This is a genomic window from Bacillus sp. JK106, from assembly GCF_053663355.1.
Genome location: NZ_JBSJQC010000004.1, coordinates 44,793 through 70,393 on the forward strand (window position 1 = coordinate 44,793; position 25,601 = coordinate 70,393).

The 25,601-nt window shown below is 45.6% G+C and carries 26 protein-coding genes; 17 read left to right on the forward strand and 9 right to left on the reverse strand.

Annotated elements, in window-relative coordinates:
* Positions 1-33 precede the first annotated feature (33 nt).
* Both ACWJJS_RS15570 and ACWJJS_RS15575 read left to right on the forward strand, forming a co-directional pair.
* Positions 34-282, forward strand: coding sequence for a sigma-G-dependent sporulation-specific acid-soluble spore protein CsgA (locus ACWJJS_RS15570; RefSeq protein ID WP_007408989.1), 249 nt, complete (start codon positions 34-36; stop codon positions 280-282).
* A 110-nt stretch (positions 283-392) separates the two neighbouring features.
* Positions 393-1,091 (forward strand): YqeB family protein, encoded by a 699-nt coding sequence (locus ACWJJS_RS15575; protein WP_025650164.1) that lies wholly within the window; start codon positions 393-395, stop codon positions 1,089-1,091.
* A gap of 45 nt (positions 1,092-1,136) precedes the next feature.
* On the opposite strand, the gene ACWJJS_RS15580 is transcribed toward ACWJJS_RS15575, so the two are convergent.
* Entirely contained in the window at positions 1,137-1,397 is a 261-nt protein-coding gene (locus ACWJJS_RS15580; RefSeq protein ID WP_003156732.1) for a hypothetical protein, read from the reverse strand.
* Positions 1,398-1,582: 185 nt separating this feature from the next.
* Between ACWJJS_RS15580 and ACWJJS_RS15585 the strand changes: the two genes are divergently transcribed.
* From ACWJJS_RS15585 to ACWJJS_RS15600, 4 genes are all read left to right on the forward strand, one after another.
* Positions 1,583-3,202 (forward strand): APC family permease, encoded by a 1,620-nt coding sequence (locus ACWJJS_RS15585; RefSeq protein WP_063174899.1) that lies wholly within the window; start codon positions 1,583-1,585, stop codon positions 3,200-3,202.
* Positions 3,202-3,366: a hypothetical protein gene (locus ACWJJS_RS15590; protein ID WP_164672390.1), complete on the forward strand. Its 165-nt coding sequence runs from the start codon at positions 3,202-3,204 to the stop codon at positions 3,364-3,366. The genes ACWJJS_RS15585 and ACWJJS_RS15590 overlap by 1 nt, the downstream gene beginning before the upstream one ends.
* Before the next feature lie 397 nt (positions 3,367-3,763).
* Positions 3,764-4,966 carry a hypothetical protein gene (locus ACWJJS_RS15595; RefSeq protein ID WP_063174900.1) on the forward strand — a complete coding sequence of 401 codons (1,203 nt, stop codon included), beginning with the start codon at positions 3,764-3,766 and terminating at the stop codon, positions 4,964-4,966.
* 67 nt (positions 4,967-5,033) lie between these two features.
* A complete protein-coding gene (locus ACWJJS_RS15600; RefSeq protein WP_077721735.1) occupies positions 5,034-5,282 on the forward strand; it encodes a DUF2651 family protein in 249 nt (82 codons plus the stop codon).
* A gap of 183 nt (positions 5,283-5,465) precedes the next feature.
* Here the strand turns inward: ACWJJS_RS15600 and ACWJJS_RS15605 are convergent, their stop codons facing one another.
* Both ACWJJS_RS15605 and glpT read right to left on the reverse strand, forming a co-directional pair.
* Positions 5,466-6,350 (reverse strand): glycerophosphodiester phosphodiesterase, encoded by an 885-nt coding sequence (locus ACWJJS_RS15605; protein WP_077721736.1) that lies wholly within the window; start codon positions 6,348-6,350, stop codon positions 5,466-5,468.
* A 95-nt stretch (positions 6,351-6,445) separates the two neighbouring features.
* The gene (gene glpT, locus ACWJJS_RS15610) at positions 6,446-7,780 is read right to left on the reverse strand and encodes a glycerol-3-phosphate transporter (protein WP_003156725.1); all 1,335 of its coding nucleotides are present in this window, start codon (positions 7,778-7,780) and stop codon (positions 6,446-6,448) included.
* A 334-nt stretch (positions 7,781-8,114) separates the two neighbouring features.
* Between glpT and ACWJJS_RS15615 the strand changes: the two genes are divergently transcribed.
* A complete protein-coding gene (locus tag ACWJJS_RS15615) occupies positions 8,115-8,357 on the forward strand; it encodes a DUF2651 family protein (protein WP_003156724.1) in 243 nt (80 codons plus the stop codon).
* A 55-nt stretch (positions 8,358-8,412) separates the two neighbouring features.
* Here ACWJJS_RS15615 and hpaB read toward each other — a convergent pair whose 3' ends face one another.
* The 3 genes from hpaB to ACWJJS_RS15630 form a co-directional block, all read right to left on the reverse strand.
* Complete coding sequence (hpaB, locus tag ACWJJS_RS15620; RefSeq protein ID WP_454023693.1) at positions 8,413-9,858, reverse strand: 4-hydroxyphenylacetate 3-monooxygenase, oxygenase component; 1,446 nt, start codon at positions 9,856-9,858, stop codon at positions 8,413-8,415.
* A gap of 151 nt (positions 9,859-10,009) precedes the next feature.
* The gene (locus tag ACWJJS_RS15625) at positions 10,010-10,435 is read right to left on the reverse strand and encodes a hypothetical protein (protein WP_156735985.1); all 426 of its coding nucleotides are present in this window, start codon (positions 10,433-10,435) and stop codon (positions 10,010-10,012) included.
* A gap of 72 nt (positions 10,436-10,507) precedes the next feature.
* A complete protein-coding gene (locus ACWJJS_RS15630) occupies positions 10,508-12,682 on the reverse strand; it encodes a glycoside hydrolase domain-containing protein (RefSeq protein ID WP_077721738.1) in 2,175 nt (724 codons plus the stop codon).
* 379 nt (positions 12,683-13,061) lie between these two features.
* On the opposite strand from ACWJJS_RS15630, the gene ACWJJS_RS15635 reads away from it, so the two are divergent.
* The 9 genes from ACWJJS_RS15635 to trhO all read left to right on the forward strand — a co-directional run bounded on the left by ACWJJS_RS15635 (position 13,062) and on the right by trhO (position 20,307).
* Entirely contained in the window at positions 13,062-13,505 is a 444-nt protein-coding gene (locus ACWJJS_RS15635; protein ID WP_014304257.1) for a hypothetical protein, read from the forward strand.
* A 262-nt stretch (positions 13,506-13,767) separates the two neighbouring features.
* Positions 13,768-14,238, forward strand: a complete 471-nt coding sequence (locus ACWJJS_RS15640) for a helix-turn-helix transcriptional regulator (protein WP_003156718.1) — start codon at positions 13,768-13,770, stop codon at positions 14,236-14,238.
* Positions 14,239-14,310: 72 nt separating this feature from the next.
* Positions 14,311-15,381 (forward strand): iron-containing alcohol dehydrogenase family protein, encoded by a 1,071-nt coding sequence (locus ACWJJS_RS15645; RefSeq protein ID WP_094247279.1) that lies wholly within the window; start codon positions 14,311-14,313, stop codon positions 15,379-15,381.
* 81 nt (positions 15,382-15,462) lie between these two features.
* Positions 15,463-16,617, forward strand: coding sequence for a phosphoribosylglycinamide formyltransferase 2 (gene purT / locus ACWJJS_RS15650; RefSeq protein ID WP_017419324.1), 1,155 nt, complete (start codon positions 15,463-15,465; stop codon positions 16,615-16,617).
* Between the two features lie 476 nt (positions 16,618-17,093).
* Positions 17,094-17,627, forward strand: coding sequence for a CDP-diacylglycerol--serine O-phosphatidyltransferase (pssA, locus tag ACWJJS_RS15655; protein ID WP_003156712.1), 534 nt, complete (start codon positions 17,094-17,096; stop codon positions 17,625-17,627).
* Complete coding sequence (locus tag ACWJJS_RS15660; protein ID WP_003156711.1) at positions 17,618-18,106, forward strand: DedA family protein; 489 nt, start codon at positions 17,618-17,620, stop codon at positions 18,104-18,106. Before pssA ends, ACWJJS_RS15660 begins: the two co-directional genes overlap by 10 nt.
* The gene (locus ACWJJS_RS15665) at positions 18,099-18,914 is read left to right on the forward strand and encodes a phosphatidylserine decarboxylase (RefSeq protein WP_015239079.1); all 816 of its coding nucleotides are present in this window, start codon (positions 18,099-18,101) and stop codon (positions 18,912-18,914) included. Before ACWJJS_RS15660 ends, ACWJJS_RS15665 begins: the two co-directional genes overlap by 8 nt.
* A gap of 42 nt (positions 18,915-18,956) precedes the next feature.
* Positions 18,957-19,232, forward strand: a complete 276-nt coding sequence (locus ACWJJS_RS15670; protein WP_071181507.1) for a hypothetical protein — start codon at positions 18,957-18,959, stop codon at positions 19,230-19,232.
* 106 nt (positions 19,233-19,338) lie between these two features.
* Positions 19,339-20,307, forward strand: coding sequence for an oxygen-dependent tRNA uridine(34) hydroxylase TrhO (gene trhO, locus ACWJJS_RS15675; protein ID WP_025853808.1), 969 nt, complete (start codon positions 19,339-19,341; stop codon positions 20,305-20,307).
* A 36-nt stretch (positions 20,308-20,343) separates the two neighbouring features.
* Here trhO and gltP read toward each other — a convergent pair whose 3' ends face one another.
* Entirely contained in the window at positions 20,344-21,594 is a 1,251-nt protein-coding gene (gene gltP / locus ACWJJS_RS15680) for a glutamate-aspartate/proton symporter GltP (protein WP_024084845.1), read from the reverse strand.
* Between the two features lie 370 nt (positions 21,595-21,964).
* Here gltP and ACWJJS_RS15685 point away from each other — a divergent pair, with 370 nt between their 5' ends.
* Positions 21,965-23,032 (forward strand): branched-chain amino acid aminotransferase, encoded by a 1,068-nt coding sequence (locus ACWJJS_RS15685; RefSeq protein WP_025853807.1) that lies wholly within the window; start codon positions 21,965-21,967, stop codon positions 23,030-23,032.
* A gap of 40 nt (positions 23,033-23,072) precedes the next feature.
* Here the strand turns inward: ACWJJS_RS15685 and ACWJJS_RS15690 are convergent, their stop codons facing one another.
* Together ACWJJS_RS15690 and mmuM are read right to left on the reverse strand one after the other, a co-directional pair.
* Entirely contained in the window at positions 23,073-24,476 is a 1,404-nt protein-coding gene (locus ACWJJS_RS15690) for an amino acid permease (protein ID WP_161985653.1), read from the reverse strand.
* A 113-nt stretch (positions 24,477-24,589) separates the two neighbouring features.
* Positions 24,590-25,537, reverse strand: a complete 948-nt coding sequence (mmuM, locus tag ACWJJS_RS15695; RefSeq protein ID WP_070081311.1) for a homocysteine S-methyltransferase — start codon at positions 25,535-25,537, stop codon at positions 24,590-24,592.
* Positions 25,538-25,601: the final 64 nt, after the last annotated feature.

Below are 25,601 nucleotides of genomic sequence, written 5' to 3' on the forward strand. Positions count from 1 at the left end.
AGCTATTCCTAAAGAAAAGGGAGGGCTTACATGATGGACAGGACACTCGGATATTTGCGTGAGTCGCTTTCGAACCACTTGGAGCATGATGTGTGCCGGGGGATTTATAAAAAGCTTCAGGTGAAGCATTATGCAAATGAAGGCGAGTTCGTGAAAGATCTAAATGATCTGGAAATGGATGCGCTGAATCAGGTGCTTGAAAAGGAAATCAAATATGCTGAGAACGAGCAGGATGAGAAGCGCACGATGGAATTGAATGAAGTATATGAGCTCCTGTTTTAAAAAGCCTCCCGGCGGCCGGGAGGCTTTTTTATTGTTTCGGAAACAGTTTACAGAATCATCCAACCCTTTGTATAATGGATAGTTGTGAAAAACACAGACGGAGGAGAAACATGAACGAAATAAAAAAACAGACGGTTCTTGAGTTGTCATCGGTTGAAAAAGCTTTGGTTTTTCTGGTGCCGCCATTATTAGGGCTGGTCATCGGATGGTTTCTGCCGGTCATTGCGAAGTGGGCCGTAACATTGGATTGGCTGCCTTTTCACGGGCCGCTGGAAATAATCGCTTCCTTTCACGGATGGAAGGCTGCGGCTGCAACTGCCGTTATCGGCTTAATTGGGGGAGTGTGGCTGACGCGGGCAGCTTTTAAAGAAAGTCTTGTGGCAGTCGTGACGGACAGCGAGGTGTCCTTAACCATATATAATGAAGAAAGCGTGTTTTCGAAAGACAGCATTTCCGGTGTGTTTACGGATGGGAAGTATCTTGTCTTATTAGGCACTGAAGGACAGGAGCTTTTTCGGGAGAAGCTTGAGCCGGCGGTTGAAAAAGCGGCTGATGCGTTTCGCGCGCATGGGTATGTCTGGCTGGGGACGGAAGATCCTTTTAAAGAAGAATACAAACGGTGGGTGCCGGACACGCCGGATTTGGAGCCTGGGGCAAATGCTCTTTTAAAAGCGAGAGAAAAGGCGCTGAAAGAGGAGGAAAAGGCTGATGCGAAAGAGCTGAAAGCGGAAATATCCAAACTGGGCATTACCGTGCGGGAGAAAGGATCGCGCCAATATTGGCGGATCTATAAAACGCCGTCTGCATAAAAAAAGCTGCCGCCGTTTGATACGGCCGGGCAGCCCGGGAACAGATTATTTCTTCTTGTCATCATAATATTGAACCGGGTACATGGAGCCTTCGGATACCATTTTGTTATCTTCAATATCTTCGGGATGCGGGTTGCCTGCTTTGTTGACGGGGAATGATTCAATATCCTGCTTCCCGGAGAGCGATGTTTTCATATTGCGGATAAAGTTCATCACCTTTTGGCGGTTTGATTTATCTTTGAGCAGGTAGGAAGTCACTCCGACAGTCGACACGGCAAGTCCTGAAATGAGCAGTTTTTGTTTCACGATAAAAACTCCTTTCTATTTCTGGCTTGCAGTAGTTATTCCCGCTTAACGGCTGTTTAAACATCGGAAGGTTAATTTTGGCTTGCCGCTTTAATGCGATAAAGATTGACAAAACTATTTTCAGAATAATATTATAAATATATGATAGCGCTGGAGTCATATTTTAATTGAAAGGTGTTAACTTTATGAATCAATTACATCGCAGAATGGGAACGTTTGCACTCATGATGGTCGGACTTGGGTCGATGATTGGCTCCGGTTGGTTATTCGGGGCGTGGCGGGCGGCTCAGATTGCGGGACCTGCCGCAATTATTTCCTGGATTATCGGTATGATCGTTATTTTGTTTATCGCACTTTCTTACAGTGAATTGGGTTCAATGTTCCCCGAAGCCGGGGGAATGGTAAAATATACTCAATATTCTCATGGATCATTTATTGGATTTATCGCAGGATGGGCAAACTGGATTGCGATTGTTTCCGTTATTCCGGTGGAGGCGGTTGCGTCTGTTCAATATATGAGCTCATGGCCGTGGGACTGGGCAAAGTGGACAAGCAATCTCGTTCACAACGGCACACTTACGGGAGAGGGGCTCGGCTTCGCATCCGTATTGCTGATTATTTACTTTTTACTGAATTATTGGACAGTTAACTTGTTTTCAAAAGCGAATTCATTGATTACCATCTTTAAAATTATTATTCCGGGGCTGACAATCGGAGCGCTGCTGTTTACCGGTTTTCACGGCGGAAACTTCACATCCGGTTCAAGCATTGCGCCGAACGGCTGGGCGAGCGTGCTGACGGCGGTGGCCACATCAGGTATCGTATTTGCGTTTAACGGGTTTCAAAGCCCGATTAACATGGCCGGAGAAGCAAAAAATCCCGGCAAATCGATTCCGATTGCGGTTGTCGGTTCGCTGTTGGTCGCAACCGTCATTTACGTCCTATTGCAAATCGCATTTATCGGTGCGGTTGAACCTTCCATGATCGTTCACGGCTGGAGTCACCTGAACTTTAACTCTCCATTTGCCGATTTGGCGATCGCATTGAATATCAATTGGCTTGTCATTATTCTTTATGCGGATGCGTTCGTATCTCCGTCGGGAACGGGTATCACATATACCGCTACGACGTCACGCATGATTTACGGCATGGAAAAAAATAAATATATGCCGAGCATTTTCGGAAAGCTTCATCCGCTGTACGGCGTGCCGCGCCAAGCGATGATTTTCAACCTGATCGTATCGTTTATCTTTCTGTTTTTATTCAGAGGATGGGGCGTGCTTGCTGAAATCATTTCCGTTGCGACGCTGATTTCTTATATCACGGGTCCAGTGACGGTGATGACGCTGCGGCGGACGGCGGCGGATTTGTACAGGCCTCTCCGTCTGAAAGGCCTCAGCGTGGTTGCACCGCTCGGCTTCGTGTTCGCGTCTCTCGTGCTGTATTGGGCGCGCTGGCCGTTAACAGGGCAGGTGCTGTTTATCATTTTGATCGGCCTTCCGATTTATTTCTACTACCAAGCGAAAGTGAAGTGGAAAGGATTCCGCAGAAACTTTAAAGGCGGCGTCTGGATGGTTGTCTATCTGCTCAGCATGATGGTCATTTCATGGCTCGGAAGTGAAAAATTCGGCGGTCTGAACATCATTCCGTACGGATGGGATATGGGGCTGATCGCAATCGTTGCCCTTGCCTTCTATGCGTGGGCGCTGAAGAGCGGATTCAAGACTGAGTATTTGAAAGACGCCAAAGCAATCAACGATCAATTAAAAGGCGGACAGGCGGAAGCCGCCGCCGGAAAAGAATAATGATTGATACAAACCTTGCGGTACATTTCCCGCAAGGTTTTTTAATCGGGCAAAAAACATGGTTCGGCATCATCCCCGAACCCATGCTGGCTCGATACAGGCTGACGATGATTGAGAGCAAGCCTAACGACGAAAACCAAGGCCAGTATTCTTTTTTTTCATGATTTCTCCGCCTTATCAATAACTGCCTTCCATACTAAACAATGAATGTAAAAGATATGTTGGGCAACTATTAATCTTTTATGTTTCTTCTTCTCCATGCTTCATCCTTTTTCCTGTACTCCTAAGTCAAAGTTTTAGAGACAAAACAAATAATTAACCACAGAAAAAATTCAGTACGTAAGTTTAGATTACAATAATTGTATAATGAATTAAAATATAGGAGAATAAACAAATAGCACGAGGTAATAAGTATAAAAACGCGAAAATTAGGACTGGGCGTCTACCCTAGAGACATCAGAGATTCCGGTTATACAAAAACTATTAAAACAATTAGATGAATTATTTTCACTCCCTAAGTTTATTTAGGGAGTCATATTATTTTAAGGAGTGAGATTATATTTGAACAAGATTAAGTGGTTAATTATAATTGCGGTCATAGTATTAATAGGTATATTTATATGTATCGGAACTTTTAAATATACTAATACAGTTTCTGATGTTAAACAAACTGAAACAGAAAAAGAAAAGAATTTCTTGAATGATAAAATTGCAGCTATATATTATTCAGCTACAATAGATTACCCTAAAGATGGGAGTTATACTGTATATATTGATGAAAAAGGAAAAGCAACAGCTGTAAAAGGAGATGCTATTGAAGTTGGAACCATTGCACAAGATGAAAAAAACATAGTTAGACAGGACAAAAAAGAAGTTTATATGATAGGCGATAACTTTAAAAAATTCCCGATGCAGCATCAAGTACATACAAGTTATGGGCAATCATCAGGCCATTTAATAAAAGAAAATATCTTTTATTTTTTGAATAATCAAGGAGTCGGTGAAAACCATTATAATAGTTTAATCAGATGGGGTAACAGCAGTGGATTTCATGAAAAAGTTATTCCGGGTTTCTATACAAGTACCGGTAATGACGGTGAATATATTTACGTGATAAATGAAGATTCTTCAATCAAAACACCGACTTTTCAGGGTATTAAAATAGATAAAGATAAAGTTACAGTTGGGAAAGGAACAACAATTCCTATATTAAATGAAGAAAATTGGAGTGTTTATTCACAGATAATAGTTAAAAAAAGCTCAGCCTTTTTTATACTATATAACCAAACGGATAAATCAAACAAAGTACAATTCAAAGTAGCAAAAATTGATTTAAAGCATAATAAGTTTAAAGGTGCATATCCTTTAGGCAGTTATCATATCCCTGATGAAATTTCTCAGCTGGCTATTCCTCTTTCTACTAATAACTTTTTTGTAAAAAATGACACTTTATATCATTTGGCAGCTAATTCAATACTTTATACTTTCGATCTGAAAAGTATGAAGCCGAAGAAAAAACTCCCATTACATAGGTCAACAAAATTTGAAAACCAAGCAAAATTCACTTATTTTGACGAGTCTGAAATTTTCTTGTTAGAAATAAGCAAGGGCGGGAAATATGTGATTAATTCTTACTCTTATAAAAACGGAAAAAAATTAAAATCTACTCCTATCAGAGGACTTGAAAAAATTATTAACAATACCCATGTTTCTGAATATGACTTTTTTATGATTAAGAAAAACAAAGAAGTATGGAGTGATTAGATATAAATGGCTAGACAGCTGAGTGAGTATACTTAAGGGGAAATTAAATTCACAAAGGAGAATAATAATGGATGAGCTAGATATTGCTTTTGGTATTTTACCACTTTCTATTATTGTCTTATCGATTATATTCACGTATATTTTCAAAAAAGTGTATATAATGCCGCTTGTCAGCATAGTTGTTTCTGTCATACTAATGTTTACTGTTTTTAATCTATCTTTCTGGGGATGGGTTGTTGTCTATGGTTTAGTATCAATAATATTATCATATATTACAAATAGTATAAGAAAGAAAATAGATAATAGAAATAAATAATTATATTCCTTTGATTAAAAAGGTATCACAAGTAATTCATCATTACTGTGATACCTTTTTACAATTAAGGTGAATCTCAGCCTTTTAATAACATGCCCCACCCGCTATATAACCCATGATGGCGTTTGCATTATCGGGCAAAAAAACATGGGTTCGGCATCATCTCCGAACCCATGTGGTTTATTATTTATATTCTTTTTTAACCTTTTGGAATATATCCGCATAGTTGGTAAACACACCGGTTACGCCCCAATTCAGCAGACGGCGCATGTCCGTCTCGCTGTTCACGGTGTAAGGGTGAAGCAGTAGGCCGTGGCTGCGAATGTTCCGGACATTTTGAGCGTTCAGCGCTTTGTAATCCGGTCCGATTCCGACGGCATATGTTTTGATGTCTGTTAAATCTGCGTCAGTCATTGAGGTCATCTGTTCCGCTTCAAGCAATTGGACGGCGGGAAGTTTCGGATCGAGCTGTTTGATTTTCAGAAGGCTCTCCCTGCTGAAAGACTGAATGATCACTTGTCCAAGTTTCGCATGCTTACCTGCCAATTTGTATTTTTTCAGTGAGGCGATCAGTTTTTCTTCCATACCCGGATATGTTTCGGGCGCCTTTGTTTCAATATAATAGTTTGCATGTCTGCCGAACCGTTTTAACACGTCATCAAGTGTGGGAACGCGAAGTCCGGCGTATTGCGGTTTTGCTTTTTCCGGATAGGCCTTATTGAACCAAGAACCGGCGTCGAGCTTTTGAATCTCTGCTAATGTATGATCCTTCACCCAGCCTTGTCCGTTTGTGGTGCGGTCCAGTTTTTCATCATGCATGACGATCAGCTTGCCGTCTTTTGTCATTTGTAAATCCAGCTCAATATAGTCAGCCTTCATTTTTTGCGCAGTTTCATAAGAAAGGATCGTGTGCTCCGGGACATACCCCGAAGCACCGCGATGGGCAATGGTTAAAATTCTGTCAGGAGACAAGAGGTTTCCTTTTCCCGCCGCCGATACAGGCGTGACGATGAATGACAATAAACCGAATGAAAGCAATACCAAAGCAAACAACTTATGTTTCCGCATGTTTTCTTCCCCCTTAAAAATCAATATCTGTCTCTAGTGTAGAAAATCGTTGTAAATGCTGTACTGCAAAAATATTAATCTTTTATGTTGTTTTCTTACACATGCTCCGCCCGCTTGCCTGTATTCCACGTCATAGCCAAGAAGACGATGGACAGCACACATGAGGAGATAAGCATGATAAAGCCGCCGTTCCAGTCAAACCGGTCTACGACATAACCCATAATGGCGTTGGCGAAAGCAGAGCCTCCGATGTAGCCGAAGAACCCGGTTAAGCCGGCTGCCGTTCCCGCCGCTTTTTTAGGCGCAAGGTCAATGGCCTGAAGTCCGATCAGCATGACAGGCCCATAGATTAAGAATCCGATGCTGATCAGCGCGATATTATCGATGAGCGGATGACCGGCAGGGTTAAGCCAGTAGACCAATACAGCGATAAATACGCCGGCCATGAACAGCACGCCGGCCGGTGCGCGGCGGCTTTTGAAAAATCGGTCGCTGATCCAGCCGCACAAAATCGTTCCCGGAATTCCCGCATATTCATAAAGGAAATAAGACCATCTAGAGTCTTCAGGAGAGAACCCTTTCGCTTCCGTCAAATAGGTCGGCGCCCAGTCAACGACACCGTACCGCACGAAATAAACAAAGACATTGGCAAATGCGATATACCACAGAAATTTATTATTCAGCACGTATTTAAAAAGAATTTCTTTGGTCGTCATCTCTTTTTCCTGGTCTTTGAACGCATGTTTCGGATAGTCATTCCGGTATTCTTCAATCGGCGGAAGCCCGCAGGATTGCGGCGTGTCCCGAACGAGAAGAACAATCACAAATGAAATGACGATGGCGATAATCGCCGGAAAGAAAAATACGCTTTTCCAAGTAACAAACATGGCGATGCCGAGAGTCACGAGCGGGGCGAGAATACCTCCGCCTATGTTATGGGCGACATTCCATATCGACATTTTCGTTCCGCGTTCACTGATGGAAAACCAATGAGCCATCGTCCGTCCGCAAGGCGGCCAGCCCATCCCTTGAAACCATCCGTTAATAAACATAAAAATGAACATAATCGTCACGCTTGACGTGACCCATGGCATGGAAACAAATAAAATGTTGACGACACCTGACAAAAACAGACCTGTCGCAAGGAAATACCTCGGGTTGCAGCGGTCAGACACCATCCCCATAATAAATTTGCTGAAGCCGTAAGCGATTGATACGGCCGCAAGCACCAAGCCAAGTTCCCCTTTTGAAAACCCTTGTTCCTGAAAATAAGGAATAGCGAAGGCAAAGTTTTTGCGAAGTAAATAATACCCGGCATACCCGATGAAAATCCCCAAAAATACCTGCAGCCTGAGCCGTTTATAGGCCGCATCCGTCTTTGAATCATCCAATCTCTCAATATGCGGAGCCGGCTTGAACAATTGAAACATCATATCCTCCCCTTTGCTGAACGTCTATCATGATGTATGTATGACTCCTTTCCTTGAAAATGACAAAAAGAACCAGAAATCACCCTTATGAAAGGGCGCGGTTTCCTGGTTCTCCTCATCTCCATCCAAAAATCATTAACTTGTATATGATAGCGCTTTCTTAAATTATCACAGTCTGACGTGAATGTAAACGCTTTAAGGAAAGTTTTCATTTTTTTGAATAAATAACCGGAGGGAATATCAGCCGGAGCGCGAAAGATTTGAGGTACTCGATTTTGTACTCAGGCATAAGATGTGTTAGGCCGAACTAAGAAAAGCGAAGGGAGTGCATCTGTTGATTGATGAATTGGATTTTGCGTTCGGTGTTCTGCCGCTTTGTATCATCATCCTGTCAGTCGCCGGAACGTACCTGTTTAAAAACGCGTTCATTATGCCGGCTGCCGCTTTGGCCGTTTGCCTTATATGCACCTTTACCATATTGAATTTCTCGTTTATCGGGTGGGCCGTCGTGTACACGCTCGTCTCTTTCGCGTTATCGCATATTACGATGGTGGTGATCAGCCAAAATAAAAAATAGGATCGGCGGCAGCCGATCCAGCTATCAAAAGCAGAGAACACATCTCTGCTTTGTTTTATTTATGCATGTGCAGGAATTCCTTGATGACCGCGGTCTGTTCTTCTTTCGGATAGCTTCTGTACAGATGGCTGGCTAAGCGGACGGGGTCACCGAAGAAGTACCGCTCATATTGTGTCTGCCTTGTTCCAAAGGGGCTCATGGTCAAATCCCATGCGAGGCGGAACACTTTTACCCGGTCTTCAGCGTTCAATTCGGCCGCCTGCAAATATTGGTCAAGGTCTCCTCTGATGTCGGAACGGAACGCTTTTTCAGTCGGCAAAGTCACCATTCCGCTTGCCCCGATCAGCTGGATGATTTCCGTGAAGCGCGGGTAGATGTCAGGGAAAATCGCGCTGACCACACGAAGCGGAGTGACACTCGGACGCATATAACCCCATTCGTCTGTTTCCGCATCATTCTCCGACTTTTCCAAAAGGGCTTTCATCGTTTCCAGACCGGTGATGATTTCAGCCATCTTAGCCTGAATATGCTGATATTCGCCTACATCTATCGCATCGACAAGCGTTTGGGCGAGGCCAAGGAGAAACTCCGTCTTTACAATTTGTCTCGTGATAACTTGATGAAATGCGAAGGCGTTAAAAGAGCTTTTCATATTAAAATCAAAAGCCGCCTCGTAATTATTGTAAAAAAATACGCGTTCCCAAGGGACCAAAACGTGATCAAATACAACGATAGAATCCATTTCTTCATATCTTGAGCTGAGCGGATAATCAAACGATGATTTTCCGAGTACGAAAGATTCCCTGCAGATGAATTTTACTCCCTTTGTATTGGAAGGGATTGAAAAAGCGAACGCTTCATCCGATTCAAAATACATCTTAGGCAGAGAAACCACGAGCACTTCATCCGTCAGGCCGCCTTGTGTGGCTAAAATCCGCGCGCCGTGTATGATGAGGCCTTTTTCATTTTTATCGACGACTTTTGCCGAGACAGGTGTCGGCGATACGTTTACGCCCATTTGTGAACGATTCACCTGAGGGGTGATAAACGTGTGCGTAAAAGAAAGATCCTGTGCGGCAGCGCGTTCGTACAGCGCTTGAACATGTTCCGGAAAACAATGATCGCGGTCTTTCAAAAGCGCGGCAGAGGAGGCGAAGCTCATCAGCACGGTATTCATATAATCCGGGCTTCGTCCCATCATTCCGTGCGTGTGTCTGGCCCAATGTTCGAACATGTTTCTTCTTCTTTTTACGTCTTCTTTCGTTTTCGGCTGCAGGTATGAAAGCCCGGCCCGTTCTTTTTTACCGGGAAGACTGTAAGTCATTTGATCTTTCATATCCGGTTTCGTTTGCAAATCATAAAGAGAGCGCTTCGTTTCCAGAAGGCCCTTAAATGCGGGATGTTCAGAAATCTGTCCCTCGATCTTTTCACCATCAAGCCAAATCTCATTTCCAAGCTGATTTAATCGGTCAATGAACATTTTGCCATTAATGATACCCATCATGTCGCCCTTCTTTCTTTGCAGATCCACTACCTCATTATATTGAAAACGAAATTGGGTGTTCCGGTTATTTCCAAAGGGGAAGAGCCTTTTTTGATAAGGGGGGTGAAGGGATTGCATCATAAAAAAAACCCCTTAAGCAGAGGGGTTTTTAACTGATCATGTCTTTGTATCGTTGTTCGAGGACAAAGTCTATCATTCCGGTGATACGGGTGTTTTCAGATTTTTGTCTGAAACGGTCAGACACTTGGATTTTCCTTGAAAACGGAAATACAGCAAAAATCCAAACAAGGCCGGCCAGGCCAAAAACCATTTGCAGAACCATTTCAATCAATTCATTAAAATGAGTGCTGAAAAAAAAGATATATAATGTGATGAAAGTGACTGTACATACGATTTTGACAGTATGTCGGAATGTGAGGGGCGGTTCAGTGAAACACATTTTCATTTGATTCAGTGTGAGCGAATCTTGTTTCATCAAATATGTAAGCAGTTCTTTGTCATTTTGACTTCGCGGAATCAAATCATTTTCTATTTTTTGAACGGTTTCCCTGTATGTCTCCATATCAATCTTCATGCGAATCCTCCTTTAAAAATAACTCCAAGAATACTCATTGAGCATTCCTGGAGCAAGGAGCTGCCTGTTCAATTATAGAAATAGTGATAAAACTGTGCTGAACAAGGCTGCAGCTCCTCCTAATTCAGGTGCTAAAACGACTAAAGCACCGATCCCTACAATAACAATAATTCCTGCGCCTGCAATAGCCATGGTATTCACGACAGAATCCCAATCCGGAGAGTACACCTCTTCGGAATCCGGCAGCCTGAAGCTCTTTTGTTTTATTTTAAATGTAATGGTAGTTGTTAGTCCAGTTGTAGCACTGTCACCGACCGGAATATCAGGTGTATAAATTTTAAATTGAATATTCAGCGATCCCGCAGACGGATTGACATACACTTCTAAATAACCGTTGCGGACTGACAAGCTCAGACTGTTAAGCAGGTTTTGATAGGAATCAATTTGTGATGCTGTAAAAGAGACTTGTGAATCTCCCATCAGACCGGTAATATAAGCTCCCGGTTTGCCGTTTGTAATGGTAACTGTGTTAGGAGAACCTTCGCTTGGCACTGTTGCCAAAAGTGAAGTGGATAAAAGAATATCCATTTCAGGTGATGTATAAATGGTTTCTGTCTTGTCGAATTCAAACATGGCATTCGCAAGATTCGATATATTTTCTAAAGCAGGAATGGTTGTTAAAATGTCCGTCAGTGTACGCATTCTTGCATCATACACAGGATCAGAAGGCGGATGGACGCTGCTTGCACCCGAGTCTTTTCCGGAGTATCCGTCTTTGTCAATGGCGACTTTTCCCGCTCCGCTTCCGATCGTTCCTTCATAAAATTGATCAAAAGCCCAGTTTTTCGGCATCGGGTATCCGAGGTTGCCGCTGAATCCGGTCGACATGTTAGCCGTAAAGCTATATTTGGTCAGACCTGCTTCTGACGTCCGGATACAAATGTTTCTCGGCCCGTATACCCCGATTTCATATTTCGGCGCAGTTGAGAACGCCTGCATTTTCATAAAAGCTGACTTGATTTCTTGGAAGTAAGGGATGATTTTATCCGTAACTTCATAATCATACGCATCGAAATCGACGGCAAAGTAAATGGTCGTTCCTGACGGAAAACCTAATCTTCGGGCGGCTGATGCAGCGCTGTACGCATCTCTCGTTCCTTGGTCTTTTACAAAATAAGAAGATTCATAGCCGCCGTCCTGATAAATCGGAAACACACTTAAGCCGGCATTGAAAATCGCGGAAAGTTCTTTTGACGTTAACGCTTTCGATGTCAGTCCGCTGCTCGTCCGCACATTCCCGGTCAAATATCTTCCCACGATTTTATAGCCATTCTCACGCAAAGTTTTAGCCGTATCTGCCGTCAAAATGGCAGCGGTGTCACAAGCTGAAGCAGCCCGCGTTGTGTCGCCTGAGCTTGATAATAAAGCTTTAATCGTCGGCATGTCCGCATAACCTGTCTGCGGCAGGCACATAAATTCTTGGAAAGCTTTCACTGCCGATACAACTCCGACGCCGTATTTTCCGTCGAATTCACCGGGGTCAAATGATTTCCCATTACAGTAAAGCGCGTATTGAACAATCAAAACAAAGCCTGTCCGTGAATCGCCGGGAGTCAAGGTAGGACATAAGCTGGTCGTTCCGTTCCCGAAAAATCCATTGGCGACGCTTGTGCTCATGCCTTCTTCTTTTTGCAGAGCATAGATGAGAGCCTTGTTTGTATCGCGGGCATATAAGCCGTCACAAGGCATCAAGCCGATGTAGTCATTGTAATCCCGGTTCAGGTTCTGCTGGATTTGGCGGATTCTTTTGTCGCCTCCCGCTACTAACCGAAAAGCGCTCATATCCAGCAAAGCCTTCATAATGAGTGCCGTGACGATGCCGTCTTGCTTAGTAAGTCCGGCCGCTTTTTGAAACTCTTTTACAGCGCTTTCGGTATTTTCATAGAAAACGCCAGAAAATCCGCCCGGGTTAAACCCTTTACACCACAGCGCCCCCTGCAGAATGTAATTCATGTTTGTCGGCTTAGAATCGGGAGCCTGCTTTTTCAGCGGTTTAAACAATCTTTGTGTCGTCGGTCCGAAGTTATCGGCGGGTTCTGAAATACCGAGCTCAATTTGAAGCGCCCGTGTCAGACCGTAAATGGTATCCCAGCCTGTTTTTCCGTTTTCTGGCACCTTGTTGTACCCGTGTCTGCCTTTGTACGTCTCATTCAGCCATTGTTGTGTTTCCAGGACCATTTCGTCCATTGCAATCCCTCCATTACGTGTAGTGTGCGTTCATTCATAGGTGGCAAACGTATGACAGTTTGTCATGGGTTTATGAGTTTGTCCAAACAGGGACAGCCCCATCATACAATCACAGCACAAACGCCGATAGAGAGGCATTGATAGGAAAAGATCTCTCTATGACAATTGATACAAAAACAGCAAAATGGATAGCGCTTTAAAGTAACTTTATCACTTAATCAAAAATAACAAGAATCATAAGTAGTAGTCATATAGTCATTTTCAGGGCTGTTTTCATCTCTTCCTGCAGTCAAAATGGTTAGTTGGACGGATTTATGATTAGCTATATTGTCATTAACATAAATAGGGTAAATAGTTACAGGAAGGAAGGGTTTTCTCGATGAAAAGCAAAAAGATTTTTAAGTCGCTCATCATTATTTTTACTCTTTTAATCAGCGGAATTGGTTTTATGGGTTTTTCTTCTCCGCAAAAAGCAGAGGCTAAAGATTGGCTTCATACTTATAAAAGCGGGTATTTCACTAACTATGTGATCAATACCTATCACCCTAAATTCACTAAGACGACAAAAAAGTACAGCTTGAGAGCCGTGACTTTTAAATCCAACAGTAAAGGGAAGGGCACGTATAAAATATACGTCCAAAAGCAAGTCAACGGCAAAGGTGCCTGGAAAACAATCAAAACCGCCAATGCAAAGAAAAATGGAACGACTTATTTTGAAACACCTTTGTTAAAAAAAGGAGATTCATACAGATTTAAAATGGTCAATCAAGGTTCGAAAAAACGTGTCAATTATAGTGCGAGTTGGATTGTATTCGCTTCATAATTTTGATTTTCAGCTTATAATGTTTTAGCTGCCGCAGCTGCGGCAGCTTTTTATTTTTTCCGGAGCTCAACCGCCAGGGAGCCCGCACCTGTCTCTTCGGGCGTACGTTTGTATTCACCGCATCATTCTGGATTATGCGGAAAGGTACATCGCTTCAATGAAAAGCCGATCCCGGGTCCTTTTGATTTGTTTGAAAATGTTCTGATATAAAAAAGGCGTGCCGCGGTGTAAAATGGCTATATTGATAAAAATGGAGGTTGAGATGGATCAAGATTATATGACTGAGCTTGTCTCAGTCCAGCTGAAGAAAATCCGGTCGGAGAGAGGCTACACACAGGAGAAAATGGCGGATGTGATCGGCCTTTCTAAAAAGTCGCTGGTGCAGATTGAGAAAGGGCGGGCGCTTGCGGAATGGCCGCACGTTGTGGCGGTTTGCGCGCTTTTCAGATCAAGTGAAACACTGCAATCCGTATTAGGAGATGATCCGCTGGAGGTCATTGAAACGGTTGCTCACCGCACAATTGACAGGCCGAAGGGGAAGACGATGGGCGGCAAGGTGTGGTGGAAAGCCATCGAGAAAAAAGGCGAGTTCCGCTTGCAGCAGCATTTGATTTCCCACCATTACCGCATCCTTGATTCTTATGATGATCTGTGGTTCAGCAGTTTTGAAAAGGCAGAGGCTTTGGAGCGGCTTGATGAGCTGTTTTTGGAGGCGGAAGAAGCGAAGCGCTGACGCACCTCCGGTTGATGTATTTTCTGACAAGTGAGAAAATATATATAAATTCCAGCCAAAGGAGAGATTCGAATGAAGCCTGAAGATATCGTGCGAAGCGGCCCGAATCAGTACATATGCAAGGAAGGAATCGCAAAAGAACTTCCGGGGCTGCTGGAGACATTCAGAAAACCCGTTATTGTGACCGGAATCAAATCTTATCAGGCGTTCTCCGATTACGGCGGCGGTTCTTCCTGGGATGTGATTCAGCACAAAGGATACTGTTCACCTGAGGCGGTGCGTAAGGTCTGTGAGCAGGCGGAAGACGCGGATGTGATCATCGGTATCGGAGGCGGCACGATTTTGGATTTGGCAAAAGCGGCGGCAGACCGGCTTGATATTGAGGCTGTGATGGTTCCTTCCATTGCGGGGACGTGTGCGGCAAGTACGCCGTTGAGTGTCATATATGATGAGAGCGGCAATTTTATCAGAGTTGATTATCACAAGCGTTCAAGCTATTTGACGCTTGTTGATCCGCTGTTTTTGCTTTCCTCTCCCATTGAATATATGAAAAGCGGGATCGGTGATACGCTGGCGAAATGGTATGAGGCCGAGGCGGTCATCAGAAATACGGAGGAGGCGCCGCCGCTGATGGCGCAGGCGGGGCTGAGACAGGCGGAATATATCCGTCATCTGTTATTGCGTTACAGTGAAGCCGCCGTCGTAAGCATGGAGAAAGGCGAGCTGTCCGTGCCGTTCATCCATACGGCGGAAACGATCATTATGCTTGCGGGAACGGTCGGCGGGTATGGCGGCCGTTTGTGCAGGATGGCAGGGGCGCATGCGGTCCACAACGGCCTCAGTTTTCTTCAGGAGACACATCAGGTGCTGCACGGCCAGAAGGTTGCTTACGGCATATTGGTGCAGCTCGCGCTTGAGAATCGGAGACATGAGATTGAAGAGCTGCTTCCGTTTTACCGCCGGCTCGGTTTCCCCGTCAGTCTCTGTGATCTCGGCATTCTTGACAACCATGAGGAAGCAAAGCGCCGCATCGCTTCTCACGCCTGCCGGGCGGAAGAATCGCTATGCTTAATGGGGCAATATTGCGAGAAGGACGTGTCAGCGGCGATTGAATCGCTCGAATCAGCACAAAAGACAGGATAGAGCTTGTAATCTGTCTTGTCTTTATTTTTTGAATATTTCCGTTATAATGAGTGGGGTATAGAAAGGGAGGGGCCAAAGGACATGTATCAGGCGAAGAAGATGTTGTTATTAGGATCAGGCGAGCTGGGGAAAGAAGTCGTCATTGAAGCGCAGCGGCTCGGGGTTGTCACTATAGCCGTTGACAGCTATGAGCATGCTCCCGCCATGCAGGCCGCGCACAAAAGCTATGTGATTGATATGCTTGATAAAGCGCAGGTCAGAGAAGTCATTGAGAAAGAAAAACCGGACTTGATCGTGCCGGAAGTGGAAGCCATTGCGACGGATGAGCTGCTGAAGCTTGAGGAAGAAGGGTTTCACGTCATTCCGAATGCGCGTGCGGCAAAGCTGACGATGGACCGTGAAGGCATCAGACGGCTTGCGGCAGAGACGCTTCATCTTCCGACTGCCGGCTATGAATTCGCGAATACATATGAAGAATTTAAAGAAGCGGCGGAAACAATCGGCTTTCCGTGCGTGGTAAAGCCGCTGATGAGCTCTTCCGGAAAAGGGCAAAGCGTGTGCCGCTCGGCTTCCGGGCTGAAAAGCTGCTGGGACATGGCAATGGAAGGCGGCCGGGTGAAAAACGGCCGGGTCATCGTTGAGGAATTCATTCCATTTGAGTCAGAAATCACTCTTTTGACAGTGCGCGCGGCGAACGGTACGTCCTTTTGCGCGCCGATCGGACATGAACAAAAAGACGGTGACTATATTGAATCATGGCAGCCTCATCATATGACGGAACAGCAGATTGAAGAGGCGAAACACATTGCGAAAAGCATAACGGATGAGCTCGGCGGATACGGTTTGTTCGGGGTGGAGCTTTTCCTTACTGAAGATAAAGTATATTTCAGCGAGGTGTCTCCCCGTCCGCATGATACGGGGCTCGTTACGCTTGTGACGCAAAATTTGTCAGAGTTTGCGCTGCATGTCCGCGCGATATTGGGATTCCCGATTCCGGAAATCACTCAGCTGTCGCCGGGGGCAAGCCGTCCGCTGAAGGCGCCAAAAGAGCTTGCTGATTATGCGGTTGAAGGTTTGGAGAAAGCTTTGGCGGTAAAAAGCACTCAGGTCCGCGTATTCGGTAAACCCGTCACGAAAGTCGGACGCCGTATGGCGGTTGCGCTTTCTGCAGCCGAGACCGTTGAAGAGGCCAGAGAAAGAGCGGCCGAAGCACTCAGTCATTTATCAATTACATAAAATGATCTTAAAAGGCGTTTTACCGTAATGGTAAGGCGCCTTTTTTGTTTGGACAGACTATATACTGGAAAACGGGGTTGTGAGATAATGTATGAGGCCGTTTTGTGCTGGTTTTTTAATTCTTGAAACTTTTTATGTCCGCAATCGTTATATGTAATGTTCTCATTTGACGGAGAAGGAAATAACAATACATCATACGGCTTTTCATTCATCAAGAACGGACAATCCGGATCGCAGCATGGAATATTTAAGCAGGGTAATCCGGAATAGAGGAAACCATGATTGCTTACCTTAATATGAACGGCGAAAAAACAAAAATCACCAGATTAGATTGTTCAAATAACACCAAATGCTGTATAATAAAAGAATTTGAATGATAGCATCGAAAGAATTTCATTTTATGTTTCCTTAAAATGTATTCTTTATGCATACGCAGTCCGATTTGATATGGTTTTAATTGGAGGTTTGTGTAAACTGTGAATTATATACCTAGTATGATTACAATTGGAAATTTCATTTGCGGGCTCTTATCGATTCATTCCCTTTTGTATCATAATATACACTCTGCGGTGATCTTTATTTTCACCGGGATGTTTCTTGATTTCTTTGACGGTTTGGCCGCCCGTAAGCTGAACGCGGTATCGGAGATGGGAAGAGAGCTTGACTCTTTTGCTGATCTCGTGACGTTCGGCGTAGCGCCGTCCATGCTCGCTTACAGTGTTTCACTATATACGCTTCCGTTCATCGGAATTTTAATCGCGCTTTCCTACAGCATCTGCGGGATGATCCGTCTTTCCAGATTTAATATTGAACAAAGCAAGCTGCCGACGTTTATCGGGATGCCGATTCCGTTTGCGGGTATGTGTCTTGTCATTTTGAGCTTTATCAATAACGCTTTTCTTCTGGGGGCGGGAACGATCGCGCTCGGTTATTTAATGGTCAGCAATATTAAATTTCCGCACTTTAAAAAACAGGCGCCTGAAAACCTGGAGAGCAGAAGATGGAATTAGTTCAGCAATTAATATCCGATTACGGATATATCGCGATTTTTCTTATGCTGACACTCGGTATTATCGGATTGCCTATTCCGGATGAAGTCATGATGACGCTTGTGGGCTACTTCGCTCATTTAAACGTGCTGAATTACGGGCTCTCCATTCTGATCAGCTTTATCGGAGCGCTCCTTGGGATGATTATCAGCTACTTCATCGGCAGAAAAGCCGGCCGGCCGTTTATTAATAAGTTCGGGAAATGGGTCGGCCTGAAGGAAAAGAGGATGGAGAAAGTAGACAGGTGGATGAAGAAGTACGGGCCGTACACCATTATTTTAGGTTATTTCATCCCCGGCATCAGACACGTGACCTGCTACTTTTCCGGAATCGGCAGAATGGAATTCAAAACCTACTTATGCTTCGCCGCCATCGGAGCGTTTTTATGGTGTTTTATTTTTATTACTATAGGAAAATTCATAGGAGTAATCAATGTTTAATACTGCCGCTAAAGTTCTTTACCGTTCATTGATTGAACTGACTAATAATCGATTGACGTCTTATCTCATTAAAAACTTCTGTGAATCGAAACTGAGCAAGCCGATGATTCCGCTGTTTTCCAAACACTATCGCATTAACTGGAATGAAACGGAACGCACGGCTTCTGACTTTGATTCACTGGCGTCATTTTTCATTCGTGATATTAATTTGAATCTCCGCCCCGTGGCAAAAGAGAAGAACGCCATCGTCAGCCCGGTGGACGGCGTCGTTCAGACGGTGGGCATGATTAATCCCAATCAAACTTTCATGGTAAAAGGGAAGGATTATTCGTTCGCTGAACTGACGGGGTTTAAAAGCGCCGATCACAAGTATAACGGCGGGTGTTTTGCCGTGCTTTACCTGAGCCCGAGACATTACCACCGCTTCCATTCTCCCGTCAGCTGCACGTATCAAAAGCTGGCCGAGCTGGGGAAACGCTCCTATCCCGTTAATACGATGGGGTTAAAGTACGGGAAAGATGTGCTCTCAAAAAATTACCGTTATGTGTACGAGCTGACCCGTGCTGATCAGCAGATGCTCATGATTCCGGTAGGTGCGATGAATATTAACTCGATCGTTCAGACAAACACCGGAAACCGGCTTGAGACGGGAGAAGAGCTGGGCTATTTTTCATTTGGATCGACCGTTATTTTAGTATTCGAGAAAGATATGTTTACCCCTTCGGATAACCTGACTGAAGGCCGTGAATTACAGGTCGGTCAGATCATCGGTTATGCGGAGTCACAGGAGGAGGCGTCCGCTTTATAAAAGCTGCTCCTCTTTTTTATATGGTGTAAGGAAGTGAACTTTATGGAAGAAAAGGATTTGGGAAAGCTGATCGAACAGTACCGGCATACAGGCGATCAGCAAATTCTTGAAGCGGTGCGGGAAGCATGCCGGCCTGTTGTTGAGGCGCTCATCTCAGAACTGGCTGAAGACAGCGCCGATCTTCTGCGGGCAAAAGGCCGTGACCGTTTTCCGTTTATTATCGGCAAGTATCAGACCGCGGCCGGCCTTTCGCTTGAGACCTTTTTGCGCAATACGTATCGGTTTTATTTTCAGCAGGTTTTAAAAGGCGAAGCGTGACTGGAAGAAAGAGTACGGACGGAAATGTTCATCTTTCGCCCGTTTTCCTGTATGATATAGTATAGTGTGCGTGATCATTAATATAATTGAACAGGGTGTATAAATCATGGAAAAACAATATAGAGTTTTACTTTATTATAAATATGTAAAGATTGATGAGCCTGAAGAGTTCACGGCTCAGCATTTGAAGTTTTGTAAGGAGCTCGGTCTGTTAGGCCGTATTTTGATTTCTGAAGAAGGCATTAACGGTACGGTGTCCGGAACGGTTGAACAGACGGATCAATACATGAATGCGCTGAAAGCTGATCCGCGTTTTGCCGACATGCCGATCAAAATTGACGAGGCTGACGGCCATGCATTCCGCAAAATGTTTGTGCGCCATAAAAAAGAGCTGGTGACGCTTCGTCTCGAAGATGATGTTGATCCGAATGTCACGACGGGCAAGCATTTGAAACCGAAAGACTTTTATGAGCAAATGCAGGATCCTGACACGATCGTGATCGACGCCAGAAACGACTATGAGTATGATCTCGGTCATTTCCGCGGAGCGGTCAGACCTGATATTGAGGCGTTCCGTGAGCTGCCGGACTGGATTGAAGAACACAAAGACATGCTTGAAGGCAAAAAAATCCTCACGTACTGCACAGGCGGCGTACGCTGTGAGAAATTTTCCGGCTGGCTGCTAAAGCAGGGCTTTGAAGACGTGTCCCAGCTTGACGGCGGTATCGTCACTTACGGTAAAGATCCTGAAGTGCAAGGGCAGCTGTGGGACGGACAGTGCTATGTGTTTGACGAAAGAATCAGCGTACCGGTCAACCGCGTAGAGCACGTTATCATCGGAAAAGATTATTTCACGGGCGAGCCGTGCGAGCGTTATGTGAACTGCGCAAATCCGGCATGTAATAAAAAAATGATCTGCACACCTGAGAATGAATACAAATACATGCGCAGCTGCAGTCACGAATGCCGTACGAACGAACGCAACATGTATGTGAAAGAGCACGAAATGACTCAGGAAGAAATCAATGAACGCCTTGCTTTGATTGAAAAAGAGGATCATGCGGCGATTGATTAATAGAAAAGACCACCAATGAGGTGGTCTTTTTTGTGTTTACATACTTTCTGTCCGTGCGGTCTGGTCTGCCGTGACGGGTCCTTTATATTTGAAAGCTTTTTCCCATTTGGATACGACGATGCAGGCGACCGCATGGCCGGGCACGTTGACACCGGTTCGCGCCATGTCCATGACGCGGTCGACACCGGCAATGATGGCGACGCCTTCCGCGGGGAGACCGACCGCATTCGCTGTCGCCAGAAGCACGACGAGTGAGCCTGACGGGACGGCGGCAATGCCTTTGCTTGTCATGACGAGCACAAGCATCATCAGAAGCTGCTGAGAAAGCGGCATCTCCACATGAAACGCCTGCGCCAGGAAAATACAGGACACCGATAAATAGAGGCTGGAGCCGTCACAGTTCAGCGATAAACCTGACGGAACCACAAAGGAGACGACCCGCTTCGGGCAGCCATATTTCTCCATCCGATCCATCAGCTGAGGCAGAATGGTTTCTGTGCTTGTCGTGGAAAAAGCAATCAAAAACAGATCCCAAATCATTTTCAGCACTTCAAAGTACTTGATTTTAAAGATAAGCCCCACGATCGGAAACAGAACAAAAAGTATCAGGAACAGCCCGAGAAACACAGTGCCGATCAGCTTCAGCATCGGGAGCAAAAGCGCGATTCCGAATTGCCCGACGGAGGCGGCCATCAGGGCGAGAACGCCGATCGGAGCGGTGACCATCACCATCTGCGTCAGCTTGAACATAATATTTGCCGTGGATTCAAAGAAATTCATGACAGGTGCGGAGGCTTTGCCGATGCCGGCTGCGGCAACACCGAATAGGATCGCGAAAAAAATGACGGCGAGTAGATCATTTTTCGCCATAACGTCAATGATGTTAACGGGGATAATATCAAGAAGCATTTGTTTCAGGTCGACTACTTTTTCCGTATAGCCGGAAAGCTCGTGAATGTCTTTTTTAGCAAGATGAGAGAGGTTAAGTCCGACTCCCGGCTTCAGCACGTTTGCCAATAACAGACCGAGCGCCAGAACGAGCGTCGTAATCACTTCAAACCAAATAATCGTTTTGATGCCGAGACTGCCCATTTTTTTCATACTGCCGCTGCCGGCGGCTCCGATAACAATGGTCGAAAACACGATCGGCACGACAATCATTTTAATCAGGCGGATAAATCCGTCTCCGACGGGCCGCAGCGCCATCCCGAAATCCGGGAAGAAATGGCCGATCAATGCTCCGATGGCTAAAGCGATCAAAATCTGGAATGCGATAAATTTTTTCAAGCGAATCCCCCTTTTACTTGCGCATTTCTTACGTAATTCGTGAAGCAGGCGGCAACCACCTTCCTCTCCGCCATAAATTTGTCACATTATTGACTGTGCGAAAGGAAGGATTGCTTTACATTATGTAAGCGCAATCATTGAATATGACAGAAAGTCCGCATTGGAAAAAAAGAAGGAGCATAAAAATAAAGAAAGATTTCTGCTGAAAATATTAAAAATTTTGATAATTATCCTCTTATAAGTGGTATATTTGATATGATATGGTCAACTGCATTCTCATATATCTGTGCATACAAGATTCGGGACAGAAAAAACATGCAGCCCAGAAAAGACTGAAAATTTAAACAATTAGAAGAAAGGTGTGCTTTTGTTGAATCAACTGATTGAAAGACGTAAGGTCACAGCTAGAAAAGAAAAACCGGATTCCGCTTCATTGGGATTTGGCAAGTATTTCACAGATTACATGTTTGTCATGGATTACGAAGAGGAGAGAGGGTGGCATGATCCGAGAATCACACCTTATGAACCGGTCCATCTGGATCCTTCCGCATCGGTTTTCCATTACGGGCAGGCCGTATTTGAAGGGCTGAAGGCTTACAGGTCAGAAGACGGACGGGTGTTGATGTTCCGTCCTGACCAAAATATAAAACGGCTGAATAAATCGTTACGGCGGATGAGCATGCCGCCTCTTGACGAGAAGCTGGCGCTGGAAGCATTGATACAATTGGTGGAGCTGGAGCAGGAATGGATACCGATAGAAAAAGGAACCTCTTTATATATCCGTCCGTTTGTGATTGCGACTGAGCCTTCTTTAGGCGTCCGGCCTTCAAAGCGTTACAAGTTCATGGTTGTTCTGACGCCGGTCGGTTCGTATTACGGCGATCAGCTGAAACCGATCCGCATTTATGTGGAGGATGAGTATGTGCGCGCCGTCACCGGCGGAGTGGGCGACGTCAAAACGTCCGGAAATTATGCGGCCAGCTTACAGGCTCAGCGGAAAGCCGAAGAACTGGGGTATGATCAGGTGCTTTGGCTCGACGGGGTGGAAAAGAAATATGCCGAAGAGGTAGGCAGTATGAATATCTTTTTCATCATAAACGGAGAGGCCGTAACGCCGGCGTTAAACGGAAGCATTCTCGGGGGCATCACACGCGCATCTGTGATAGAGCTGTTAAAAAGCTGGGGCATCCGTGTCAGGGAAGAACAGGTCGCCATTGATGACATCTATGAGGCTGCAATGAGAGGCGAGGTGTCGGAGGTATTCGGTACGGGAACCGCGGCCGTCATCTCGCCGGTCGGCGCGCTGCACATTCACGGCGAAACGATTGAGCTGAATAACGGTTTGATCGGTGAAGTGTCAGAAAAGCTCTATGAAACGATTGCCGGCATCCAAGTCGGGAAGGTGCGGGATTCGTTCAGATGGGTCGTTGAAGTATAAATGAAAAAAGAACCCCTGCGCTGCAGGGTTCTTTTTTGGATTATTGGGATTTTACGGCTTGCACGCGGGCTCTGCTTTTCCGGTTTTTCAAGTAATAAGCGGTGTAGCAAACGGCCATAAAGGCAATTCCGCAATAAAGGGCGATGGCCTGGTTCGGATCAAAAGCGATGCCGATACAGGAGGCGAGGCATAGGAGAAAGGCCGCTATCGGTACGGCCGGATATCCCGGCGTCCTGTATTTCAAGTCTGAAAGCTGGTGCCCTTCTTTAAGAAACCGTCTTCTGAACAAAAATTGCGAGGCGGCGATGCTCATCCACACAGCCACTACCGCAAATCCTGAGACAGAGACGAGAACAAGATAGACTGTATCCGCTGCAAATACGCTTGACAACAATGACAGAATGCCGCCGATCATACTGAAGATCAGAGCGTTAAAAGGAATGCCTTTAGAGGTCAGCCTGGCAAAGGCGGGATGAAGCTCCCCTTCTTTAGACAGGGACCACAGCATACGTGATGACGCGTACAGCCCTGAATTGGCCGCGGACAGAAGCGCCGTTAAAATGACGAAATTCATCAGATCGGCCGCATAAGGCACGCCGACTCTGTCAAATACCGTGACAAACGGGCTTTCAATCACACCGGCTTCCTTGATGGAGATCATCCCTGACAGCACAAAAATCGTTCCGATAAAGAAAAGCGCCAGCCGCCAGACTGTGGTCTTAATGGCGCGCGGAACGGTTTTTTCCGGATCGGCGCTTTCCCCGGCGGCGATTCCGATCAATTCCGTCCCTGAAAAGGCGAAGTTTACTGAAAGCATCGTCATCAGTATCGGGAAAAAGCCATTTGGAAAAAGGCTGCCGCCATCCGTAAAGTTCGACAGCATAGGTGCGGCCTCACCGCTTTTCATCGGGACGAGGCCGAACATCGCCGCTCCGCCCAATAAAATAAACAGTAAGATGGCTAAGACTTTAATGCTTGAGAACCAAAACTCCGATTCAGCAAAAAATTTCACGGAGAAGGCGTTTAATAAAAAGATGAAAAGAGCGAATACCGCACTCCACATCCAAACTGAAGTATGCGGGAACCAGCGCTGCATGAAGAGCCCGGCCGCCGTGAATTCAGAGCCCAGCGCCACCGCCCACGTCAGCCAGTACAGCCATGCGACCGTAAAGCCCGTCGCGGGCCCGATATAGGTCTTCGCATAGGTGTGGAATGCGCCCGTCACCGGCATGGCCACTGACAGTTCACCGAGGCAAAGCATGACAAGATAGACGATGCCCGCGCCCAAAAGGTAAGCGAAAATGGTGCCCGCCGGACCCGCCTGATGAATGGTATACCCAGAGCTTAAAAACAGCCCCGTTCCGATCACACCTCCGAGTGATAGCATAAAGAGGTGTCTGCTTTTCATACTTCTCTGAAAATTCGTCTCGTTCTTGTTGTTCATTGTTTTCCAACTTTCTGCGAGGGCCGTTCTAATAAAAAATCTCATGCCGGCGAACGGCACGAGATTCCGGCGAACCGGCTTTTTGAATAGAATATACAAACTATTCCGATTAGTCAAGTTGTTTTTAAGGTCTTGGCCCAATCGGCAATGGCTTGGATGTCCTCAGGTTTCGTCCGGCAGCAGCCTCCGATCAGGCTCACGCCGTTTTCGTACCAGCTTTGCGCGCTTTTTCCGAAATGGTTTTCGCACGCTGCGCCTTTCCAGGTTTTTGTCACCGGGTCATATTGTTCACCGGAGTTCGGATAGGCGATAATCGGTTTGGATGCTGCCCGTTTGATTTCTTCTATCAGCGGCGGAATATGTTCGATCGGTGTGCAGTTGATGCCGATCGCTGCGATTTGGCTGCAGGAGTCAAGCAGGGCCGCGCATTCGGAAATAGGCGTGCCTTCGCTGATATGCCGTCCGTCTTTAGCGCTGAAGCTGATCCATGCATAAGTGCCGGGGAATTCCTCCAGCAGCCTTGTGATCGCTTTTGCTTCTGACAGGCACGGAATGGTCTCACAGGCCAAAAGATCGGCGCCGGATTCTATGAGGGCTTTCATCCGGGGGCGGTGAAAGCTGATCAGCTCATCTTCCGTCAGTCCGTAATGCCCGCGATATTCAGAGCCGTCAGCGAGGCTCGCGCCGTAAGGTCCGATAGAAGCGGCGACCAAAGGTTTGGGCCGGTGTAAACGGTTTTCTTCATGCGCCCAAAATTCATCGCGTGCTTGTGCGGCAAGTTCAACAGATGTCTGAATGAGACGTATCGCATCGGTTTCCGGGATGCCGCGCGCTGCAAATCCTTCAATTGTCGATTGATAACTGGCGGTGATCGCGCAATCAGCGCCTGCGGCAAAATATTCTGCATGCACCTGTTTGATCAGTTCGGGTCTCTCCAAAAGAATTTTGGCCGACCACAGATCGTCATGTAAATCACAGCCCATCCGCTCAAGCTCGGTTGCCATCGCGCCGTCTATGATCATAACCGGGTATTCATTTAATATTTGTGTAATGGGATTCATAGGCCTTCCTTTCTGACTTTACTGAAAATATATAAAAAGGGTAATGGACGCTATTCTCTTTGTC

Excerpts from the sequence above, each read along its gene's own strand:
- hpaB (WP_454023693.1), bottom strand. The coding sequence starts at position 9,858 with ATGGGTATCATTAATGGCAAAATGTTCATTGACCGATTAAATCAGCTT.
- mmuM (WP_070081311.1), bottom strand. The coding sequence starts at position 25,537 with ATGAATCCCATTACACAAATATTAAATGAATACCCGGTTATGATCATA.
- purT (WP_017419324.1), top strand. The coding sequence starts at position 15,463 with ATGTATCAGGCGAAGAAGATGTTGTTATTAGGATCAGGCGAGCTGGGG.
- ACWJJS_RS15640 (WP_003156718.1), top strand. The coding sequence starts at position 13,768 with ATGGATCAAGATTATATGACTGAGCTTGTCTCAGTCCAGCTGAAGAAA.
- ACWJJS_RS15570 (WP_007408989.1), top strand. The coding sequence starts at position 34 with ATGGACAGGACACTCGGATATTTGCGTGAGTCGCTTTCGAACCACTTG.
- glpT (WP_003156725.1), bottom strand. The coding sequence starts at position 7,780 with ATGTTTCAATTGTTCAAGCCGGCTCCGCATATTGAGAGATTGGATGAT.
- ACWJJS_RS15635 (WP_014304257.1), top strand. The coding sequence starts at position 13,062 with ATGAAAAGCAAAAAGATTTTTAAGTCGCTCATCATTATTTTTACTCTT.
- ACWJJS_RS15585 (WP_063174899.1), top strand. The coding sequence starts at position 1,583 with ATGAATCAATTACATCGCAGAATGGGAACGTTTGCACTCATGATGGTC.
- ACWJJS_RS15590 (WP_164672390.1), top strand. The coding sequence starts at position 3,202 with ATGATTGATACAAACCTTGCGGTACATTTCCCGCAAGGTTTTTTAATC.
- ACWJJS_RS15660 (WP_003156711.1), top strand. The coding sequence starts at position 17,618 with ATGGAATTAGTTCAGCAATTAATATCCGATTACGGATATATCGCGATT.
- ACWJJS_RS15600 (WP_077721735.1), top strand. The coding sequence starts at position 5,034 with ATGGATGAGCTAGATATTGCTTTTGGTATTTTACCACTTTCTATTATT.
- ACWJJS_RS15605 (WP_077721736.1), bottom strand. The coding sequence starts at position 6,350 with ATGCGGAAACATAAGTTGTTTGCTTTGGTATTGCTTTCATTCGGTTTA.
- ACWJJS_RS15645 (WP_094247279.1), top strand. The coding sequence starts at position 14,311 with ATGAAGCCTGAAGATATCGTGCGAAGCGGCCCGAATCAGTACATATGC.
- ACWJJS_RS15690 (WP_161985653.1), bottom strand. The coding sequence starts at position 24,476 with ATGAACAACAAGAACGAGACGAATTTTCAGAGAAGTATGAAAAGCAGA.
- ACWJJS_RS15630 (WP_077721738.1), bottom strand. The coding sequence starts at position 12,682 with ATGGACGAAATGGTCCTGGAAACACAACAATGGCTGAATGAGACGTAC.
- ACWJJS_RS15575 (WP_025650164.1), top strand. The coding sequence starts at position 393 with ATGAACGAAATAAAAAAACAGACGGTTCTTGAGTTGTCATCGGTTGAA.
- trhO (WP_025853808.1), top strand. The coding sequence starts at position 19,339 with ATGGAAAAACAATATAGAGTTTTACTTTATTATAAATATGTAAAGATT.
- ACWJJS_RS15665 (WP_015239079.1), top strand. The coding sequence starts at position 18,099 with ATGTTTAATACTGCCGCTAAAGTTCTTTACCGTTCATTGATTGAACTG.
- ACWJJS_RS15670 (WP_071181507.1), top strand. The coding sequence starts at position 18,957 with ATGGAAGAAAAGGATTTGGGAAAGCTGATCGAACAGTACCGGCATACA.
- ACWJJS_RS15625 (WP_156735985.1), bottom strand. The coding sequence starts at position 10,435 with ATGAAGATTGATATGGAGACATACAGGGAAACCGTTCAAAAAATAGAA.